Genomic DNA, 21,140 nt, shown 5'->3' on the forward strand with positions numbered 1-21,140 from the left:
TAGGCCTGCCCTCCTCGTGAGGGTGATTAGTGTAGATCGGGTTGATCATCCGACTGTTCACTTAAAGGCATCAAAACCATGTTACTCGAACGCCCCTACCTACACGCTGCGAGCCACGCCAGCCAGGGTATTCATTTTGACTTTATCCAGCGTGCAATTCCGGATTGGCTCCGCACTGCCACGCTGACACGCGTTCGCGCAGTGCGGGGCGCCAGCCCTTATGTCTATACCCGCCTCAAGGCTGTGGACGCGCCTGCAGACCCTGCCCCCAGAGAAGCGATGGCCGAACATTGGGCAGCCAGGAACGCCTTGGATGAACAACTCAAATACATGAAGGACGTGTATTCATTCGCCGAGCGCCTGCTCAAAAAAGCCTTACGGGAATACGGCAACATTGATGTGAGAAACACCTTTATCCGTCTTTATGCCCCCGCCAAGAAAAGCTGGTGGGTCATTGGGGTGCACAAAGGTGTGACCAGCCGAACCGTGTCGTTGCTGGATGCCGCACTGCATAACTTCTGCGCCAGTGAGCAGTTTGCCGACTATGCGTTCTTGTCCCGCGTCGACGCTCGTGGCCAGCAAAACATCCTGACGCTGACCTCCGGCACCAGTGGTCAACCCTTGACGGCACTGGGTTTCAAAAACCTGTGCCGCTCGCTCGATATCGGCCGGCAATACCAGACACGGTTATTGAGTACCCTGGGCTTCAGCAATCCGGTCCAGGCCGATTCCTTACGGCTCAAAGTGATTGCCTGCGACAAAGCCTCGCTTAAAAATGCAGCCTGCATCGCCTTTGCACAGCAGCACATCAAAGCCGATGCGAGGCGTTTGCTCTTTGATATCGTCGAAGGCAAGCCCACCCCATCCCTGGGTGGCATACCGGTGGATTACTACAACCTGAGCCTGCTGGATGCCCGGTTGAGCGGTGTCCTATTGATTGCTGCGCCCCAAGGCCGCGACAAACACATCGAACGCTTGATTGCCTATATCCCCGAGGACCCCGAGCATCCGTTGAAGGAATACGCCTCGCCGGTCGCGTTCATGAACGAGTTGACGCGCCAATTGCGCGACAACCCCTCGCCCCTCGATGCAACAGGCCAAACGCCGAACAAGGCGACCTACCGCCAGTTCTTCAGTCAATTTATCGACCACAAACAACGCGGACATTTTTTCGCTGAATTGCAAAGCCGCCTGTACAAAGTGCAGTGGCACCAAAAGGCACGCACCGACAACGGCCCCAGTTGGCAAACCCTTGCGGTGGACACGCCGCAGTTGCACTTCAGCGTGCAAAACATCTTTGACGATTACCAGAACCGCCCGCCCTCGGGCCGCTCCGAGCCCGATACGCTGTGGCATTACCTGTACCGGGTCAAACTCAACAAGATCGTCAATGATACCCGGGAAATTGCTATCACCACCGCCTATGCAGACCTGATGGCACGCTGGGCCTGGTGGGACAACCTGAGCAAGATCCTGTCGGACATCTTTAATGCCGCGCTACTGGTGGTCACCCCATTCGTGCCATTCCTGGGGGAGCTGATGCTCGCCTACACCGCCTACCAGGTGGCCAACGATGTGTTCGAAGGCATCGTTGACTGGGCACAGGGCAAAGGGCTGGAAGCCATCGGTCACGTCATGGAGGTAGTGGAGGCGGTGGTGCAGTTGGGGGCTTGGGCGGCGGCAGGAACTGTCGGCCAGACCCTCACCCTCAAGCTATCGCCATTCGTCGAGAGCCTGCGCCCAGTGGAACTTGCCAGCGGCGAACAACGCTTGTGGAACCCGGATATTTCGCCTTACCAGCAGAGCATCAGCTTGCCCAAAGGCATTGAGCCAGACGCACAAGGCCTGTATCAGCATGCTCAAAAACACTGGCTGGTACATGCTGACAAACACTATCAGGTCAAGCCGGACCCGCACCTGACCCACCACCGGATTGTGCACCCCAACCGGCCGCAAGCCTACCGACCGAAAGTACGCTTCAATGGCAACGGTGCCTGGGTGCATGAAGGCGAACAACCGCGCAGCTGGAACGAGCACACGCTGATGCGCCGTATCAGCTCCGCCACCCATGCGTTCACCACCGAACAGCTCGAACAGATCCGCATCATCAGTGGCAGCGAGCCCGACCATCTACGCTATATGTATGTGCGCAACCAACCGTCTCCGCCGTTGCTGGTCGATACCCTCGAACGCTTTCGCGCCGGCCGATTTGCCGAAGAATCGGCCGGCAGGATACGCACAGGTCAGGTACTTGAGCCGTATTCCTACTGGTTCGAACAGGCCGTCACAGAACTCCCCGGCTGGCCGCCAAGCAAAGCCCTGGAGGTGTTTCACAACAGCGACCTGAGCGGCGACTCGCGCAAGTATGGCGATGCCACCGCCCTGCCGGCCAATACCCTGAGCATCAGCCTGGCCGACGTGATGGCGGCAAAACTGCCGGAGCGTGTGCTGGGTTTTCTCGAAGAACAGCAGGTCAATACGTTGCTGGGCGAAACCTTGCCCAAACCACAACGGGCCCAGGCACTGCGCAACAAATTAGCCAGTTACGTCGATGGCTTTGGCGGCCACATCGCCAGCAGTCACTATCAATTGGGCCAAGCCAGCAGCGATCCGCACATAGCCCTGCTACGCCAGACCTTTCCCGAGCTGCCGCTGAGCAGCGCCAACGCCTTGCTCAAACAGGCATGGCCTGAAGAATTAAAGGCAATGACGGACGAACAGCGCCTGCCCTTGCGCCTCAAGGGCCTGGCTCGAGAACTGTCCTTCGACAACAAGGCCTGCCGTGCAGTCGAAGGGCTTTACCCTCCCCTGCAACCGTCAGCGCAAAGCGAACGGTTGGTGCTCAACACCCTGCGCTTGCATAGCGACTCATTCAGCGGCCTGAAAATCGATATACGTGACAACAGCCCCAGTGGGTCCCTGCGCTGTAGTGTCGGTGAACACGATGCACCCCAGGTACGTACCCTGGTGCGTAACGCTCAAGGGGCTTATGAAGTATTCGATGCCGAACCCAAGTCGCTGAATCACACAGCCGATCTGTACGAGTCTGTACTCTGGACCCTGGCGCAGGTTCCGCAGCGCACCCCGCCCTATGCCGTCGGCGAAGGTGAACGGTTCAGGCAATGGGTGATAGAGCACAATCAGACACCGTCCGAGCGACGCCAGGCGTTGGCCGAACCGCCTGTGAGCAGGCAGCCCGCCCCAGAGGTCGAGGTACTTCTGGGTGGAGGCGCATCGTGCAAAATGAGCCGCACCGACAGCTACGACATGCAACCAAAAACCATTGAGGAGCGCATCAAACAGCTACTTCCCGCCATGAGCAGAGAGGGTATTCGCCGCTTATCAAACACGCTGGGAACAATTGAAGGCGAGCAAACGCTGACGCAAATGGAGGCACAAAAACAACAGTTATTCCATCAGCTCGATACCTACATCAAAGGCCCGACCCGCTGGGAAGGCACGCCATTGGAGTCAGAAGCACGCAAGCGTCGGGCCGTAGTAGCCATCCGTCTCTACGACGGCTGGAGCAATGGCCTGACTGTTCACCTGGACGAGAGTTTCGAACACCGAGGTGGCATCGCCCTCGATTTATTCAACACCAACATGCCCGATGAGCTACCTACCCTTAGCGTGCCGCTGAACCACATCAGCGACGTGGACCTGCGCGGTTGCGATTTTGCAGACAGTCACGCCGCCTTCCTGAACAACTTCCCTCATCTGCGCGACCTCGACCTGAGCCATAACCGCATCACCCAGTTACCCGAGACTCTCGGCAACCTCAAACGCCTGCGGCGATTACACTTGGAAAAAAATGCTCTGGTGCTGGATGACTCGGCCATTGCCACGCTCAAACGCCTCAAGCGCCTCAAACAACTTGAGATGGCCGGCAACCCATTGGGGCAACCGCCGGATATCAGCCAGATGCCAAACTTGACCTTGCTGAACCTGCGCGACACACAAATCAAGGATTGGCCCGCCGGGCTGGTGGGCCAATCCCGGCCACGGGGGTTCCAATTGGACCTGAGCGAGAACCCGATTACACAGTTACCCCATGTGGCGCCAGGCTCGGATGATGCCGACATCATTGCTCGTACACGCCTGGACCAGGGCAAGCTCACCTCGGACTTTCAAGACTTGCTCGCCGAATACCGCGAGTCCGTGGGGTTGGACCCGCTGCGCTTCTACGCCCCCAAAGGCGAGAGCACGCCCTGGCTCACCTACATCAAGCCTGAAGAGGTTGAACGCCACCGGCAACTCTGGGATGAGATTGAAAAAGAGCCGGGCTCCCAGGGCTTGTTTGAAGTGATCAAGTCCCTTGAGGAGCCGGATGCGTTTCAAGCCGAGGAGGACCGCTTGGCCTACCAGAGCAATCACCCTGAACTGAGCCAGAGAGTCTGGCGCCTGCTCAGAGCAGTGGAAGCCGACAGCGAATTGCGCGACCGCGTGTTCAAGGATACCCGCTACCCTGGATTGTGCCCCGATGCGGGCGCGCTGATCTTTCAGAAACTGGGCATCGAAGTACTCGCCAGCGAAGCCTATCGGACCAGCACATCGCCACAGGAACTGGAGGCCAGGCTGGTGGTACTGGCCCGTGGAGCCGCGCGCGATGCTTACATGGGCAAGGCCATTGGTGAAGATATCGCCCAGCGCCTCAAACCCAAAGAACAGGGGGGGAAGGGGCAGCGGCTATGGTCGCAGGTCGTCGACGGCGAGCATGGAGAGGTCGATGAGGCCGGCATTCATCTGGCCTATCGCAGCACACTGGCAGACCGACTGGACCTACCGTGGTTATCGACCCATATGACCTATCGTACCCTGGCTGACGTGACACCCGAACAGATCGAGAAAGTTGCCAACGCAGTCGCCAGGCTTGAAGAAGGTGACGGGTTGGTGAATCAGATGCTGCTGGACAACGGCTGGGAGCGTTACCTTGAGCAGCACAACCCCACCGCCAAATGGAACAATGACACCGCCTTCGACCTGAAATATGCTCAACTCGACGAACTGCAAGCGCTGCAACAGCAATACGCAGACTCGCAAGACCTGCCCGAGGCCGATCAGGAACCCCGGCGGGAAAAACTGCGCAGCTTGGCACAGGCGCTGGAGCTGGACGAAAGCAGCGTGTTATCCGGTGATCCCATGAGCTCAACCCTGTTCGATACGACACTCAACGAGTTGGGCTACCGTCACACACAGTGGCTGCGGGACCTGACCCGCGAGGCCTTGAACCGCGCGGGGACCCGCAGGAACCGGACTTGATCAAGGCGCCGGAAAATCAAACAACAGGTGCACCGTGCCGTAATACTCGCCGCCCTTGTAACCGTCCGCCGGTTCGATGGCGGCAATTTCCAGCTCGGCGCGGCGGCCGGCACGTGCCTCGTCGGCGCTGAGGACCAGGGTCGAATCCAGCGTCAGCGGCACCCGGTTGAACAACACCTGCAGTTCGATACGGTTGCGGCCACTCAACAGGTAAGGCGTATCCCCCAGGCGCGCGGCCACCCCGCCATTGATGTTCTTCACGTCGAAGTTCTTGCGCAGGCGTCCCAGCCGGGCAGTCGCCAGGTCCCAGGCCAGCACCTGGTCCTGCCCCATCCAGTCGGGCTCGGAGGGCAGCACATAGGCTTCATGGATCGGGATGGTCACCGACACATCAAACGTGTGGCGCTCCTGGAACGCCAGCGCCCGTTCGCCCATCAGCACAGGCGCCATCAGTACCGCCAGTACCGTTAGTTGCTTGAACATAGTCATCACCCGTTACTGCTGACCGACATCGGTTTTTTGTTGCGGCCTTCGATCATCTGGAAGTTGAACTGGCGCTCCGGCTTTTTCTCGAGCACCAACTGGCGACCGGGCAGGATGTGGTGCTTGGTGGTGGCCTCACAGTCGGTCTTTTTCGCCACCGAACAATCGCGGAACTCATCGAGCACCACCACGCTGTTGCCCGCATTACGCAGGGTGTACTGGCTGCTGGTCTCGCTGATTTGCGTATCGAAACGGGTGTCCTTGGGCCTGACGAAAAACACCGTGCCGTAGCCCGCCATGACATTAACCCCGGCCGCCAGCGCGTCTTTGTACTCGGCACGCTCTTGATCGGTCACGGCAAAGTCATCTTCCTTTTCCGGTACCACCGGGATGAAGCGCACACGAAAGTAACGTTCGGTGTCGCGTTCGCCCATGTACAGCAACCGTGTGCCCTGACGCCCACCGGCCGGTACGATCAGGCGCGCCGGGCTGGCCATCAGGCCGTCGCGATTGGTGGTGCTGCCTTTGGCGTCGGTCATCGACGCGACGGGCACTTCCCGGGACGTGCCGTCGGCGTTGTAGACGATCTCCAGCACATTGACCTTGATAAACGCGGTACTGGTGCCGCCGTTGTAGACCCGCTTGAGGTAAGAGCTGCGGTCGCCATCCAGATAGTCATAGACCACCCCAACGTTGATCGCCGGCCCCGCATAAGCGCCCAACGACATCAGGAACAGCCCCACCGCTAACACTGCATGTTTCATGTTTGATTACGCCTTATAGATTGAACCCAGCCAACGGCTGATATACGGCCAGTGCCCACTCAGACTTCTGAATCCCAGATCACCGTGACCACGCCCGAATAGGTGCTGCCCGGATGCTCGAGCATGTCTTTGACGTCGCCGCTTTCGACTTCAAAGTGCAGTTTTCCGGAGCGGTTGTTCACATAAAATACCGGCTGGAACAGCTCGGTGCCCACGCCATCCAGGCGCAGGGGCAGCTTGTTGACGGCTTGCCCGGCCTGGTCCTGCATGCCAAATGGCAGGCTGACAGCCACCTGCAACGGCACCTGGTCCCCCGCGCCGTTGCGCAAGCCACAGGTGTTGCCCACCGCAAGGCTGCATTCGAGCTGCATCTTGAAACGCCCACTGGCGGAAATGACGAAGGTCTGGTCACGGAACAACCGCGCTGGCTGGCGCCCACGGTTGAGCCAGGCTTGCCAACCGCCTTCGGGTAGCAACTCGATGCGGTTGCCGCCCGGCGGGAGATCAACCTTGAGCTCGTGCTCCACCGACAATTGAAAATTGAAAGTCAGGGCGCTTTCAGTCGACGCCATCACGTCACCGAAATCAAAATCCCCGCCCGGCCCGATGCTGTAAGTCAGGGAGCCCCGGTATTCGCCGCTGGCCATGCCTAGCGGGTTAGGGGTTTTGAGTTCGTAGCCGTACTCCAAGTGGTTGTAGGCCAAGCGCGGAAAAGTGGTGCCCGGGTTTACCGTACAAGCCCCCACGCCCTCCGGGACGATCCAGAAAAACAGTGCGAAATTGGCGGATGCCGCCAAGTAGTTAACCCCCTGGCAGGGAGGCGCACCGTACGTCCATAGGTAGCTCCAACCGGTCCCTCCATTGGCCCACCCGCTGACGCCAGGAGGACGCGGCACATCCCAACGTGTACCAATACCCGCAATGCGCATTTGAACGGTTTCAACCTCACCCGTCCCGACATGGGTCACCTGCACATCACGCCAAGATGAAGGCACTTTGAAATAGGCGCCTTTTCGCGGATCTTCATGGTTGGCCTCGATCGGCTCTACCGAGTTTGCCCTGAATGCCGGATCACGAATACTGAAGGTATTCAGCGCCTCACACCTGGCTGGTACGTGCCACGCACACACGCCACTGTGGGGCGTGGTGTTCTGAAACTTGTTGACCATCGGGTTCGACGGGTCAGGACGAAACACCGCCGTGATGTTTTGCACCAGCGCATGCGCAGGCAGGCTCATACTGACCAGCGCGAGCGCGAACGCACACTGCTTCAAGCCTGTTCTTGTTGCGTTTTTCACGTTCATAAAAATCCAGTCCATGCCATCAACCAGCGGTTTCGGCGTTGTGGGTCGCTTCTGCGAGCGTGTCCTTGGTGCAGCGCAAATCGCCGATCATCAACACGTCACTTTCATTCGGTGCGTTAGCAGGATCCAGGCGGAACTGACAGAGCAACTGGTTTTGGTAGCGCACTTGCAAGGTGGGTGCGCTGGAACTCATTTCCATCGAGAAGAACCCGTCCACTTCGCTGACTCCACGGCTGGCATGGTTGATCACGTGATGGCCCTTGAGCGGTGCACCACGTTCATCCAACAAGCGGCCGAGCACGGTGACGGTTTTCATCACGGTGATTTTCCGGTAGTCCACGCCGCCTTTGTTCAGGTGATAGCTGGCGCGGGTCGGCTGGATATTGGCGGCGGGCGGGTGATTGCCTTCAAAATCGAAGCTCACGCTGCTGCTCTTGTAGGCCGAGACCGGCACGTAGTTGCGCCCGGGCCGCAAGATGGCGCCGCCACCGCCCAGGTCGTCGGCGCGCAGAGCGATTTCATCGAGGTCGGTTTCCACGTCGATGATCATCCCGGCACCGTTACCCTGGTATTGGCTGCTCAGCAGCATCTTGCCGGCACCGGCGACAAAGGTGCTGTTGAGGTTCAAACCACCACTCAGGTCGCCATTGAAGGAGCTGCGCTGCACAAAGCCGTCGCCACTGAACGCGTCTGTATTGAAGCTGGCCATGCCCGACAGGCCGACACCATAGGTATCGGTGATCGCTGTCGCCGAGACGCTTTGCAGCGCGTGGTCGGTGAGGTCCTGGCGCAGGGTCACCGAAGCGTTATTGTCGCGCCCGCCATCACGGGCGGTACGGGTGCCAATGCTGCCGGAAATCTGCCGGCCATCGCGGCCCAGGTTCATGCTGACGCTCACGTCCACGCCGCGATTGCGCGCATCGTTGGTGCCAGCGCTACCGGGCCGATCGAACACCGAGAAGCGCCAGTTGGCATCGCTGCCGAACAGGTTGTCGTGGCGGCTCCAGCCCAGGTCCAACCCCGCGCCCTCGATATTGCCCTCACTGTGGGACAGGCGCATGTTCAGGGTGTTTTTCGCGTCGAGGCGGTGGTTGACCGACAACGCGGTGTTGCTGGCCTCGCCCACGAAGGTATTGCGGCGCAGACGCGTACCGTCCGGCAGTGTTTCGTAGGTGTCACGCGTGTCTAGCCAGCTGCGGTTATGGCTGAACACCAGGTTGGTTGAGCCCAAGGTGTAGAGCCCTTGCAGGTCCATGCCGGTGCCATGTTCCTGGGTCTGGTACAGGTTGGCATAGACGCTGGTGTTGTTGGCCACCGTCCAGTCCATCGACCCGCCGTACTGGAGTTGCTCGCGCACCTGGCGGGCCGACAGGCCAAGGATCACGCGCGGGTGTACCAGATAGTTGAGCGACGCACCGGCCGTCATTGCACCCGAAGCCTGTTCGTCCCAGTTGCTGAACAACTTGGTCTCGCGCCCGGCGAACAGGTTGTAGCGCCAGCGGTCTTCCGCGTTGCGCCAGTTGCTGGGCTTGTACACCAGCTCCTGGGTGGTGCTGGTGGTGAGGCCGTCTTCCACCAGGCGCACTTCCACTTCATAGATGCCGCCGGGCAGTGGCCGTGTATCGAGGGTTTGCAGGCCCGCCGCTACCGCCTGGGTATTGATCAGCAAGCCGTTGCGGTAGATCTCCACCGCCGCTTGACGGTTGGCGGTAACGTAGATCGGATACACGCTGGGCTTGGAATTGTTAATGGCCAGGCTGTCGGAGCTGCCGTACATCAGGCCCAACGCCGTATCGGGGCTGGCGCCGAAGCTGCGCAGTTGACGGGTCAGGCCGTCGGAATTGGGGGTGAAGTGACCCAGGCGGAAAAATTGCCCTTCGAGTTCGCGCTGGGTGTACAGCTCGTGAATCGCGTGGCGCATGGGTTCGTTGTCGCCACTCTGACGCGCCAGTTGCAGGTTGAATACCTGGCTCCAGTTACCCACGCTGGAACTGGCTTGCAAGCCATAGCGACCGCCCAGGCTGTCTTCCTGGCTGCCGTTGAGGTTGAGCTGGTTGTTAATGATCAGCCCCAGGCTGCCGCCTTCGGGCTGGTCATAGAAACGCGGAATGTCGTCACTGCGTTCGACGTCCTGGGTCAGGATCGACAACTGGGAGTTTTCCAGGTTGTAGAACGCCGAGATCATTTTTTCCGGGCAGGCCTGGGTGCAGGCGCCCAGGGCCACGCCTTTTTCCAACAGGGCTTGCCAGGTATCACGGGCAGCGGCCGGGACTTTGCTGTCGCCGGTGTCGGTGAATTCGAGCAAGGTCACGCGATCATCCCGTGACAGCACAATCAGAGCCTCGCCCAGCGGTTGCTGGTCAAGGTCCACACGCACCGCCAACGGCACGTCGAAAAAGTGATCACTGAAACCTGCGGGCAGGCCTTGGGCCTGGGTAATCAAGCTGCCAGGGGTTGCAGCGCGGGAGGCAGCGGGTGCAGCCAGCGCACTCGTACACATCAACAGCGCAAGCGCAACCGCGATAGGCGTCATCGGAAACATGAACGGATACCCTGAATGCCAAGAGATAAAAAAATCAGGTCGGCGGACAGAGAAGGGAATCAGCCGACCTGCAAGTGAATGCCCGTGATTAACAGGCACTCATTGGCATCACAGGGCTGGCAGTACGGCGTCGAATACCACCGGAATGGTGGTGGTGTAGGCACCGCGCTGAGTCGCCGTAGGCTTGGCGGCAGCGATGCGCATTTCCGCACCCACGCCTGGGGTGGAGTCGGCTTCGTTGACCACTTCCTGTGGCGTGCCGGTGAGGGTCACCCCGTTGAGGGTGGTGGTAACCGGGATGTTCTGCGCGGCATCACCGTTGAACAGCACCGCCGGGCCACCTTCGATGTAGGCGGCAACCGAACCGTTGGTGTTCTTGATGTCGTAGATGGCGCTCAGGGGAGCCAATTCACCGCTGACCAGGTTGTAGGTCATGGTCTCGTCACGGCCCCAGTTCGGATCACGCGGCTGGGCGTGGAACACGGTGGTCGGGATGTTTGCCTTGAGGTTGACGGTGTGGCTGGCTTCACCGGCAGCGATAGCGGTTACCGAGGAAGACAGCGCCAGAACAGCCAGGGGAACAGCAACAGCAAACTTCTTGAACATGGTCAATACCTGTAGTTGACAACATTGATTGGTTCATTGCCAAGGAGATCCCCAACAACGAATTACATTGCCGATTAGTTGGAACAAGCAATGCCAAACAATGATCAATCGAAACTATAGGCAGGTATGCAGGCGCATTCCAAAATGAGCGTAGCCCTTGTAAACAGCGGTTGAGCGAAAAAGATGGCATTTCGCCAAAACTTTAAAATTATCCGTAGGAAACAGGCTACACACTTAAAAACACGATAAAGAAGTTACTGTAAGACACAGACCACACCAACTCAAAAGCACCTCCACAACCACGGGCCAGATAAGAATTCGAGTCATGACTCTAATTAAAGTTATAACTCTATAAATAGAAAAGATCCAATCGGACTTGTTTCACTTATGACCGAAACCCGTGCCTACCCCGTTGACCGTTGGTCGCCAAGGACTACCATTTCAGCAAAGATATATCTTAAGTTATATCTAAACCTGTTCAGAGGACTTGCGCATGAAACACGAGCATCGCGGCGAATTTGAAAAACGCGACGGCCGCGGCCCACGGGTATTCGCCCCCGGCGACCTGAAGCTGCTGCTGTTGTCATTGATCGCCGAGCAACCTTGCCATGGCTACGACCTGATCCGCCGCATCGAGAGCCTGTTCGACGGCGCCTACAGCCCCAGTCCCGGTGTGATCTACCCCACCCTGACCTTTCTTGAAGAGAGCGAGCTGATCAGCGGCGACGCCGATGGTGGAAAAAAACGCTACACAATCACCGACGCCGGTCGTCTCTTCTTAAGCGAACAAGCCGTTGCCCTGGATGGCGTGCGCATGCGCCTGGATGTCAGCAAGCGCTCGCTGCGTGGCCACGACCGCCCACCCCAGATCCATGAGGCGGTGCACAACCTGCGCCACGCCTTGCATTCGCACAACGGGCACTGGAGCCCGGAAGAAATCATTCGTGTCGCGGCGCTGCTCAATCGCACCGCTCAAGCCATTGCCGACGGGACAGACCAATGAACACACAAGCCATTCATCGCGTGACCCACGAAATCAAACGCCGCCGCCTGGAAGTTCTGCGGGTGGTGGACATCACCCCGCGCATGCGCCGCATCACACTGGGCGGGCCTGAGCTGGAGGGCTTTATCAGCCTGGGCAGCGACGATCACATCAAACTGCTGTTCCCGCAGAACGCCGCCGAGCAAGCAGCGCTTGAAAGCCCGACGTTCGCCATCAAGGGCGACGGCCCGCAACCGGCCATGCGCGACTACACGCCACGGCGCTACGACCTGGAAACCGGCGAGCTGGATATCGACTTCGTGCTGCATGGCGATGGCCCTGCGTCCACCTGGGCCGAGCAGGCGCAGGTCGGGCAGCACCTGTATATCGGTGGGCCACGGGGCTCGATGATCGTGCCGGACATTTTCGACAGCTACCTGCTGATCGGCGACGAAACTGCCCTGCCCGCCATTGCGCGGCGTCTGGAGGAGTTGCCCGCTGGGCGCAAGGTGCTTGCGGTGATTGAAATCGCCGATGCGGCGGAGCAACAGACGCTGCAAAGTGCGGCCGATGTGGAGGTGATCTGGGCGCTGCGTGGCCACGATGACCTGCTTGAGGTGGTGCAAAACCTGACGCTGCCCGACGGCACGCTGTACAGCTTCGTGGCGACCGAAACCAGGTTGTCGCGCCAAGTACGGCGGGTGCTGCTGGACACCCACAAAGTCAATGAGGAATACCTCAAGGCCGTGGGTTACTGGCGCGCCGACGGCAGCCCGCAAGAGTGAGTCAGAGCCGGGGCTTGATGAATTTATCCAGCCCCACCATCACCAACGCTATCGCCACAAACCCCGCCAGAATCCCCCCGGCATTCACAAACACTTGTGGATAACCGAGGCGGTCCACATCGATGAACGGGTACTGATATTGCCCAAGCAAATGCCCACGCATCAGCACATACGCGAAGTACATCAATGGGTAAATCACCCAGGCGCCGATGTGCTTGAGGCGCAAAAAACCCTTGGGCACATAGCGCCACCAATAAATCAGAAACAGCAACGGCATCACGTCGTGCAGCAATTCATCGGCGATAAATTGAAAGCCTTCAGGGCTCCACAAATGCCGCAGCAGCAGGTTGTAGGCCAGGCTTACCACCACAATGCTCACGGCGACTCCACTGCTGATGTGAGGTGCCAGGAAAAACCGTTTGCCGGCTGACTCCCGGTTGACCCAGGCATAGCTCAACACCACCACCACCAGGGTGTTGGTCAACACGGTGAAGAAACTGAAAAAACTCACCAGCCCACCCAGCAGGCTGGCTTCAATGGACCAGCGTGAATAAAGGATCAGGTACTGCTGGATCGCCAACCCCACCCAGCCGGCAAGCGCCGCCGTCGCGACAAAACGCTTCATGGGTTCAGTCCAGCGGGCGTTTGGTGCGCATCAGCTTGACGTACAACCCTTCGACTTTTTCCCGCGCCCAAGGCGTCTTGCGCAGGAAGGTCAGGCTCGACTTGATGCTCGGGTCGCTCTTGAAGCAGCGGATATCAATACGTTCGGCCAAGCCGCTCCATTCGTAATGCTCCACCAGGGTGGTGAGCACGTGTTGCAGGGTCACGCCGTGGAGCGGGTCGTTGCTTGTCGCGGTCATGCCGGGCCTTTTGCAAAAAGAGGAAACACAGCCGCGCACCTTAGCCGACGAGGCGTGCAGGTGGAAGCATCGCATTGAATATAGCCCGCCAGGAAAAGTTCCCCTTCCAGACGAAAAAAGAGATGTTATATTGTAACTATATCTATCAGACGTTTTGCCTAGGAATATCCGATGTCCCTGCCTTCTCTCTGGCGCTTGTCCCCTCTCGCCGCCGCCTTGTTGATCAGCTCACAAGCCTATGCCCTGGAACTGCCCCCCCAAGTCGTTACTGGCAACCCGCTGGGTAGCGAACAATTGGCCTCGCCCACCACTGTGCTGGAAGGTGATGAGCTGACCCTGCAACAAAAAGGCAGCCTTGGCGAAACCCTGAACAAGCAGCCCGGGGTGTCATCGTCGTATTTCGGCCCAGGCGCCAGCCGCCCGATCATTCGCGGCCAGGATGGCGACCGTATTCGCATCCTGCGCAACGGCGTGGGGGCGCTGGATGCGTCGTCGCTGTCCTATGACCACGCGGTGCCGCTGGACCCGATCAATGTCGACCGTATCGAAATCGTGCGCGGCCCCGCAGCACTGCTGTACGGCGGCAGTGCCATCGGTGGCGTGGTCAACACCTTCGACAACCGCATCCCCACCGAGGCCATCGAAGGCATCCACGGTGCGGGGGAACTGCGCTACGGCGGCGCCGACACCACCCGCAGCAGCGCGGGCAAGCTGGAGGCCGGCAACGGCACATTCGCCTTGCACCTGGACGCCAATGCGCGGGAATTCAATGACCTGAAAATCCCCGGTTATGCGCGCAGCCGCCACGCGCCGGAGAGCGAAAACGGCCCCGGCAAAAACGGCCGCCTGGGTAACAGCAACGGGCGTCAGGACGGCGGTGCGGTGGGTGGTTCCTACACCTGGGATGATGGTTACGCGGGCCTGTCCTACAGCAACTACGACAGTGTTTATGGCTCCCCCGCCGAGCAGGATGTACGCATCCGCATGAAGCAGGATCATTACGCCTTTGCCTCCGAAATCCGCAACCTGCAGGGCCCGTTTACCTCGGTGAAGATCGACGCGGGCTACACCGAGTATCAGCACCGCGAAATTGAAGGCGGCGAAACCGGCACCACCTTCAAGAACAAAGGCTATGAAGCCCGAGTGGAGGCGCGTCACCAGCCCATCGGCCCGTTCGACGGCGTGGTCGGCGCCCAAGTGACCCGCAATGAATTTTCGGCCCTGGGTGAGGAAGCGTTCGTACCGCAGACCGATACCAACGCTGGCGCCCTGTTTATTCTGGAAGAGATGCAAGCCACCGAGCGCTTGAAACTCAGCCTGGGTGCGCGCCTTGAGCACACCAACGTCGACCCGGATGGCAAGGGCAATGCGCGCTTTGCCACTGCGGATAAATCCAACGACTTCACCGCAGGCAGCCTGTCGTCGGGTGCGGTCTACACGCTTACGCCAATCTGGTCGGTGGCCGCGACGCTGGGCTACACCGAGCGCGCCCCGACCTTCTACGAGCTGTATGCCAACGGTGCCCACGTCGCCACCGGCACCTATGAATTGGGCGACGCCAACCTGTCGAAAGAAAAGGCCGTGTCCAGCGACCTGGCCCTGCGTTTTGACAATGGCACCCATAAGGGCAGCTTTGGCGTGTTCTACAGCCGCTTCTCCAACTACATCGGTTTGCTCGGCACTGGCCGCACTTTGAACGACGAGGGTGAAGAGGATGCTGGTGGTATTCCCGAGTACGGCTACTCCGGCGTACGTGCGCGTTTCGCCGGTTTCGAAGCCCAGGATCACTGGAAGCTCGGCGAAGGCGCCTACGGCAAGTTCGCTCTGGAACTGTCGGGCGACTACACCCGCGCCACCAACCTGGACAGCGGCGAAGCCTTGCCGCGCATTGCGCCCCTGCGTTTGAACAGCGGCTTGCTGTGGGAACTGGATCGCTGGCAGGCACGTATCGATGTGGAACATGCTGCGGGCCAAGGGCGCGTGCCGGATAACGAGAGCGGCACCGATGGCTACACCACTTTGGGAGCAAGCGCGGGGTATCGCTTCAACGTCGGTGGCAGCCAGTGGCTGGCGTTCGTCAACGGTGAAAACCTGACCAACCAGACCGTGCGCTACGCCAGCTCGATCCTGCGCGACATCGCACCGGCACCGGGGCGCAGTGTGCAGTTCGGCATCCGCACCACCTTCTGACCAACACCGAAAACCCTTTGTGGGAGCAAGCCCCCTCCCACATTATTAGCCAGCGACTATCTGTCACTGTTACCAAAACTGAAATGATGCATCTTGCGATTCACCCTTTCTCAAAACGCCCCGCCGCATTATCCTTCGCAACAATCTGAAACGCTTCACCTCCCGGTCGCCCCATTTGCCGAATCTCTTCCTGCACAAAGACAGCGCTGTCTTGAATCGACCAGCGCCGGGGGGTTTATTGCCCGCCTGTGGATAACCGAGTTATCCACAGAAAAAACCAAAAATAACGATGAACCAAGCCCGAGCCGAATCGTCATCTACAGTGAGTGAAGCACGGGGTTACATAATTCCAACGTAACGGAGAAACACACTATGAGCACTGATGGTGCCTCAAGCCCAAGCCGCCTGTTGCCCAGGCTGCTGGGGGTCTTGCTGCTGATCATGGGGCTGGCCTTGCTGGCCGGCGGCGTCAAGCTGAGTATGCTCGGCGGGTCGCTGTACTACCTGCTGGCCGGTATCGGCATTGCCCTGACCGGCGTGTTGCTGCTGGCTACCCGCCGCGCTGCGCTGGGCCTGTATGCACTGGTGTTATTCGCCAGCACCGTGTGGGCCCTGTGGGAAGTGGGCCTGGACTGGTGGCAGCTGGTGCCGCGCCTGGCCCTGCTGTTCGCCCTGGGCATCGTCATGCTGCTGCCGTGGTTTCGCCGGCCATTGCTGCGTGGCCAAGCCGCGCCGCTGGGCACTGGCGCGCTGAGCGTGGCCGTGGTGCTGGCGGGCGCAACCGCCCTGGCCAGCCAGTTCACCAACCCAGGTGAAATGGTCAAGACCGGCCAACTGGACCGCGACGCGGTACCCGGCATGGCCAACGCCGCACCCTCCCAAGCCGATGGCGACTGGAACTCCTATGGCCGTTCGGCCTTCGGCGACCGTTACTCGCCACTGGCACAGATCACTCCGGAAAACGCCCACAAACTGGTGCCGGCGTGGACCTATCGCACCGGCGATATCCCGGGGCCGAACGATCCGGGTGAAACCACCGCGGAAAACACCCCGCTGAAAGTCAACGGCATGCTCTACGTGTGCACGCCGCACAGCCAGGTGATCGCGCTGGACCCGGACACCGGCAAGGAAATCTGGCGCTTCGATCCGAAGATCAGCAGCCAGGGCGCCGAGAACTTCAAGGGTTGGGCGCACATGACCTGCCGTGGCGTGTCGTATCACGATGACGCCGCCTACGCTTCCGAACAGAGCCCGACTGGCAGCGCTAGCCCGGCTGCGGCACCGACTGCCTGCCCGAAACGCATCTTTGTGCCGACTGCCGACACCCGTCTGATCGCCCTGAACGCCGACACCGGCAAGATGTGTGAAGACTTCGGTGACAAAGGCCAGGTCGACCTGCGCGCCAACATCGGCAGCTTCGCCCCAGGCGGCTACTACTCCACTTCGCCACCGGCCGTGACCAAGAACCTGGTGGTGATCGGCGGTCATGTGACCGATAACGTTTCCATCGACGAGCCTAGCGGTGTGATCCGCGCGTTCGACGTGCACACCGGCAAGCTGGTGTGGAACTGGGACAGCGGCAACCCGGGCGACACCACCCCGTTGGCCGAGGGCAAGACCTACACCCGCAACTCGCCGAACATGTGGTCCATGTTCGCCGTGGATGAAAAACTCGGCATGTTGTACCTGCCGATGGGCAACCAGATGCCCGACCAGTACGGCGGCGACCGTACCGATGATTCCGAGAAATACGCAGCGGGCCTGACCGCTCTGGACATCGACACCGGCCACGTGAAGTGGACCTTCCAGTTCACCCACCATGACCTGTGGGACATGGACGTGGGCGGCCAGCCTTCGCTGATCGACATCAAGACTGCTGACGGCGTCAAGCAAGCGGTGATGGCATCGACCAAGCAAGGCAGCATCTACGTGCTGGATCGCAGCAACGGTCAGCCAGTGGTTCCGATCAACGAAATCCCTGTACCGCAAGGCGCAGTGGCTGGTGATCGCACCTCCCCGACCCAACCCAAGTCCGACCTGAACTTCATGCCGCCGCCCCTCAAGGAGCGTGACATGTGGGGCGTGACGCCGTTCGACCAACTGATCTGCCGGATCGACTTCAAGTCGATGCGCTACGACGGCCCATTCACCCCGCCGTCGCTGCAAGGCTCGATCGTGTACCCAGGCAACTTCGGCGTGTTCGACTGGGGCGGCATCTCGGTTGACCCGGTGCGTCAGATCGCGTTCGTGAACCCAAGCTACATGGCGTTCAAATCGAAACTGATCCCGGCCGCCGACATCGCCAAGCAAGGCCCGCGCGTCAGCGAAACCGAAGGCGTACAGCCGAACAAAGGCGCACCGTACGGTGTGATCCTTGAGGCACTGCTGTCGCCGATGGGCCTGCCGTGCCAGGCGCCAGCGTGGGGCTACGTGGCAGCGGTCGACCTGACCAACCACCAGACCATCTGGATGCACAAGAACGGCACCGTGCGTGACAGCTCGCCGGTCCCGATCCCGCTGACCATGGGCGTGCCTAGCCTGGGCGGTACGTTCACCACCGCCGGTGGCGTCGCGTTCCTCAGCGGCACCCTGGACCAGTACCTGCGTGCCTATGACGTGAAGAACGGCAAGCAACTGTGGGAAGGCCGCCTGCCAGCAGGCGCGCAAACCACCCCGATGACCTACACCGGCAAGGACGGCAAGCAATACGTGCTGGTCATGGCCGGGGGTCACGGCTCACTGGGCACCAAGCAGGGTGACTATGTGATGGCGTTCAAACTGCCGGATTAAGCAGCACCGGCGATATAAGCAAAGGCGGCTACCTCACAGTAGCCGCCTTTTTTTATATCCGTGTCCTGTACATCAGCCACAGGATGCTAGCGGGTATGGCAAATATCTATCCAAACCTGTCATGGTTGACAGGTTTTAACTGCGCAAAAATGATTTAGCCTCCCGCTCGAGATTGCTTTAGCTCGCGAACCGCTTACGCAATACCTGGGCGCACGGATGAAATTTTAAATGGAGCTTTTCACTATGACGGACCATAGCGCTGTACAACCAAACCTTTGTATCTCGACAAAAATCCTGGAACTGGAACAACTCGACAGTCCAAGTTTAAGAAAGCTGATCAGCGGGCAAGTGCTTGCCATTCGAGTGCCCGACTTCGCCAACGAAAAAACCAGCGCACGGCTGATTCAGAGCATCAGCGAAACCGCCACGCTGGAACAATACAGCCACGAAACCTACGAGGGCGGGCACGTCGTACAGCACTTCTATGGCGTGCATCGCTGGGGCACGCCGTTCAATTCCACCTATGGCAAGGTTGCGGGCAGTGATGCCCAACGCAAGTATTACGCTGACGCTGCCCATATGCGCAGCCTGATCGACCGTATTTGCGCCCCGCAACAACCGCCCATTCAAGACTTGATGGAGCAGTTCCAGAGCATTTGGCCGCAAGGCGCACAAGCCGCTGCATTCCAGGGCCAACCGATGTTCTGCGGGATTATCCGCGCCATGTTTCCCGAGACGGCGCACCTCTCGGAAACGGTTCCCCATGTTGATTGCCTGCCCCTGTCGATCGCGGAACTGGAACACCAATTCAGCGCCAATATTTATCTGGAAACGCCGCCATCAGGCGGAGAGTTGATCATCTGGGATACCGAGGCCTTTGCCTATGCCGAGGTCAAGCGTTTCGAAGGTGCGCAGCTACCCGAGGAGCGCTTGCAAAAGCCGTTGCGTATCCAGCCGCGCAAGAACGAATTGGTGATCATCAATACTCGCCGTCCCCATGCCATTTGCGGATTCGAATCGGGCAAACGTATCAGCATGCAGTCGTTTATCGGCTATACCGCTGGCAAACCGTTTTATTTCTGGTGCTGATACTTTTAACCCTCTTGCAAATGGACATCTTTTTATGACCCCCGAAGAATTCCGTCGCCATGGCTACGCCATGATCGACCTGATCGCAGACTATCGAGAAAACATCGAGCAACGCGGCGTGCAGCCCACCACGGTGCCCGGCGAAATCAAGGCCGCCCTGCCAGCGAGCCCGCCTGACAGCGCCGAACCGTTCGAACAGATCATGGGCGATGTCGAAAAGCTGATCATGCCCGGGCTGCTGCATTGGCAGCATCCGAGTTTTTTCGGCTTCTTCCCTTCCAACGTGGAGCTGTCTTCGGTGCTGGGCGATTGCCTGAGCACTGGCCTGGGTGTGGTGGGCTTGTCCTGGCAATCCAGCCCGGCCCTCACCGAAATCGAAGAAGTGACCACCGATTGGCTGCGCGACATGCTCGGCCTGAGCAGCGCCTGGAGCGGCGTGATCCAGGACTCCGCGTCCACCTCCACCCTGGTGGCCCTCATCAGCGCCAGGGAGCGCAGCTCCGATTACGCGCTGATGCATGACGGCCTGCAAAACAGCGGCGCCCCCCTGATCGTCTACACCTCAGCCCACGCCCATAGCTCGGTCAACAAGGCGGCGATCCTGGCCGGATTCGGCCAGAACCATATCCGCACCATCGCCACCGACCAACACAATGCAATGTCGCCCCAGGCATTGGCGCACGCCATCGAACAGGACCTGGCCGCCGGCAATCGCCCCTGCGTAGTAATTGCTACCACCGGGACCACAGCCGCCATGGCGATCGACCCTCTGGATGCGATTGGCGACCTGACACAACGCCACGGTGTGTGGCTGCATGTGGACTCGGCCATGGCCGGCGCTGCGATGATCCTGCCGGAATGCCGAGCACTGTGGCAGGGCATCGAAAAAGCCGACTCCCTGGTGCTCAACCCGCACAAATGGCTGGGCGCGGCCTTCGATTGCTCGGTGTACTTCGTGCGCGACCCCGAGCATTTGATTCGCATCATGACCACCAACCCGAGCTACTTGCAGTCCAGTGCCGACGGCCAAGTCAGAAACTACCGCGACTGGCGGATTTCATTGGGCAGCCGCTTCCGCGCCCTGAAGCTGTGGTTTCTGATACGCGAACAAGGCGTCAGCGGCTTACAGGCGCGGCTGAGGCGCGACCTGGCCAATGCACGCTGGCTGGCTGAACAGATCGAAAGCAGCGCGCAATGGAAACTGGTGGCCGCGCCAGCCCTGCAAACCCTGTGTATTCGCCATGAACCGCCAGGGCTGAACGGTGAGGCGCTGGATCAGCACACGCGGGCCTGGGCAGAAAAACTCAACCAGTCCGGTCATGCCTATGTCACCCCCGCCCTCCTCGAAGAGCGCTGGATGGTGCGGGTGTCCATCGGTGCATTGGGCACCGAGCGCCAGCATGTCGAACGGTTATGGACGCGGCTGCAAAGCCTGGTCGCTGAAACGCTGCCAAAGTAGCTCCCTCGCCACGGTTTAATGCTC

At 59.7% G+C, this 21,140-nt stretch carries 14 protein-coding genes; 7 read left to right on the top strand and 7 right to left on the bottom strand.

Features of this window, described 5'->3' with window-relative positions; genetic code table 11:
- Nucleotides 1-78: 78 nt before the first annotated feature.
- On the top strand, nucleotides 79-5,259 hold the full coding sequence (locus E4O98_RS06145) for a DUF6543 domain-containing protein (protein ID WP_248134416.1): 5,181 nt from the start codon (nucleotides 79-81) through the stop codon (nucleotides 5,257-5,259).
- On the opposite strand, the gene E4O98_RS06150 is transcribed toward E4O98_RS06145, so the two are convergent.
- The 5 genes from E4O98_RS06150 to E4O98_RS06170 form a co-directional block, all read right to left on the bottom strand.
- Nucleotides 5,260-5,742: a CS1 type fimbrial major subunit gene (locus E4O98_RS06150; protein ID WP_032881089.1), complete on the bottom strand. Its 483-nt coding sequence runs from the start codon at nucleotides 5,740-5,742 to the stop codon at nucleotides 5,260-5,262.
- Between the two features lie 5 nt (nucleotides 5,743-5,747).
- Nucleotides 5,748-6,506, bottom strand: a complete 759-nt coding sequence (locus E4O98_RS06155) for a pilus assembly protein (RefSeq protein WP_032877587.1) — start codon at nucleotides 6,504-6,506, stop codon at nucleotides 5,748-5,750.
- A gap of 59 nt (nucleotides 6,507-6,565) precedes the next feature.
- Nucleotides 6,566-7,744: a hypothetical protein gene (locus tag E4O98_RS06160; RefSeq protein ID WP_248091116.1), complete on the bottom strand. Its 1,179-nt coding sequence runs from the start codon at nucleotides 7,742-7,744 to the stop codon at nucleotides 6,566-6,568.
- A gap of 85 nt (nucleotides 7,745-7,829) precedes the next feature.
- Entirely contained in the window at nucleotides 7,830-10,352 is a 2,523-nt protein-coding gene (locus E4O98_RS06165) for a CS1-pili formation C-terminal domain-containing protein (RefSeq protein ID WP_248134418.1), read from the bottom strand.
- 108 nt (nucleotides 10,353-10,460) lie between these two features.
- Nucleotides 10,461-10,958: a CS1 type fimbrial major subunit gene (locus tag E4O98_RS06170; protein WP_032877593.1), complete on the bottom strand. Its 498-nt coding sequence runs from the start codon at nucleotides 10,956-10,958 to the stop codon at nucleotides 10,461-10,463.
- 493 nt (nucleotides 10,959-11,451) lie between these two features.
- Between E4O98_RS06170 and E4O98_RS06175 the strand changes: the two genes are divergently transcribed.
- Nucleotides 11,452-11,961, top strand: coding sequence for a PadR family transcriptional regulator (locus E4O98_RS06175; RefSeq protein WP_248134420.1), 510 nt, complete (start codon nucleotides 11,452-11,454; stop codon nucleotides 11,959-11,961).
- Nucleotides 11,958-12,725: a siderophore-interacting protein gene (locus E4O98_RS06180; protein WP_103733390.1), complete on the top strand. Its 768-nt coding sequence runs from the start codon at nucleotides 11,958-11,960 to the stop codon at nucleotides 12,723-12,725. Before E4O98_RS06175 ends, E4O98_RS06180 begins: the two co-directional genes overlap by 4 nt.
- A 1-nt stretch (nucleotide 12,726) precedes the next feature.
- Here E4O98_RS06180 and E4O98_RS06185 read toward each other — a convergent pair whose 3' ends face one another.
- Nucleotides 12,727-13,350: a Pr6Pr family membrane protein gene (locus E4O98_RS06185; RefSeq protein ID WP_248134422.1), complete on the bottom strand. Its 624-nt coding sequence runs from the start codon at nucleotides 13,348-13,350 to the stop codon at nucleotides 12,727-12,729.
- A gap of 4 nt (nucleotides 13,351-13,354) precedes the next feature.
- Nucleotides 13,355-13,588 carry a VF530 family protein gene (locus E4O98_RS06190; protein WP_003188882.1) on the bottom strand — a complete coding sequence of 78 codons (234 nt, stop codon included), beginning with the start codon at nucleotides 13,586-13,588 and terminating at the stop codon, nucleotides 13,355-13,357.
- Between the two features lie 171 nt (nucleotides 13,589-13,759).
- On the opposite strand from E4O98_RS06190, the gene E4O98_RS06195 reads away from it, so the two are divergent.
- The 4 genes from E4O98_RS06195 (at nucleotide 13,760) to E4O98_RS06210 (ending at nucleotide 21,116) form a co-directional block, all read left to right on the top strand.
- Complete coding sequence (locus tag E4O98_RS06195; protein ID WP_248134424.1) at nucleotides 13,760-15,778, top strand: TonB-dependent receptor; 2,019 nt, start codon at nucleotides 13,760-13,762, stop codon at nucleotides 15,776-15,778.
- 372 nt (nucleotides 15,779-16,150) lie between these two features.
- Nucleotides 16,151-18,568 carry a glucose/quinate/shikimate family membrane-bound PQQ-dependent dehydrogenase gene (locus E4O98_RS06200; protein ID WP_248134425.1) on the top strand — a complete coding sequence of 806 codons (2,418 nt, stop codon included), beginning with the start codon at nucleotides 16,151-16,153 and terminating at the stop codon, nucleotides 18,566-18,568.
- 243 nt (nucleotides 18,569-18,811) lie between these two features.
- A complete protein-coding gene (locus E4O98_RS06205; RefSeq protein ID WP_032877604.1) occupies nucleotides 18,812-19,657 on the top strand; it encodes a 2OG-Fe(II) oxygenase in 846 nt (281 codons plus the stop codon).
- A gap of 34 nt (nucleotides 19,658-19,691) precedes the next feature.
- Nucleotides 19,692-21,116 carry a pyridoxal-dependent decarboxylase gene (locus tag E4O98_RS06210; protein ID WP_248134427.1) on the top strand — a complete coding sequence of 475 codons (1,425 nt, stop codon included), beginning with the start codon at nucleotides 19,692-19,694 and terminating at the stop codon, nucleotides 21,114-21,116.
- Nucleotides 21,117-21,140: the final 24 nt, after the last annotated feature.

Source organism: Pseudomonas sp. W2Jun17 (genome assembly GCF_023127795.1).
Lineage (GTDB): Bacteria > Pseudomonadota > Gammaproteobacteria > Pseudomonadales > Pseudomonadaceae > Aquipseudomonas > Aquipseudomonas synxantha_A.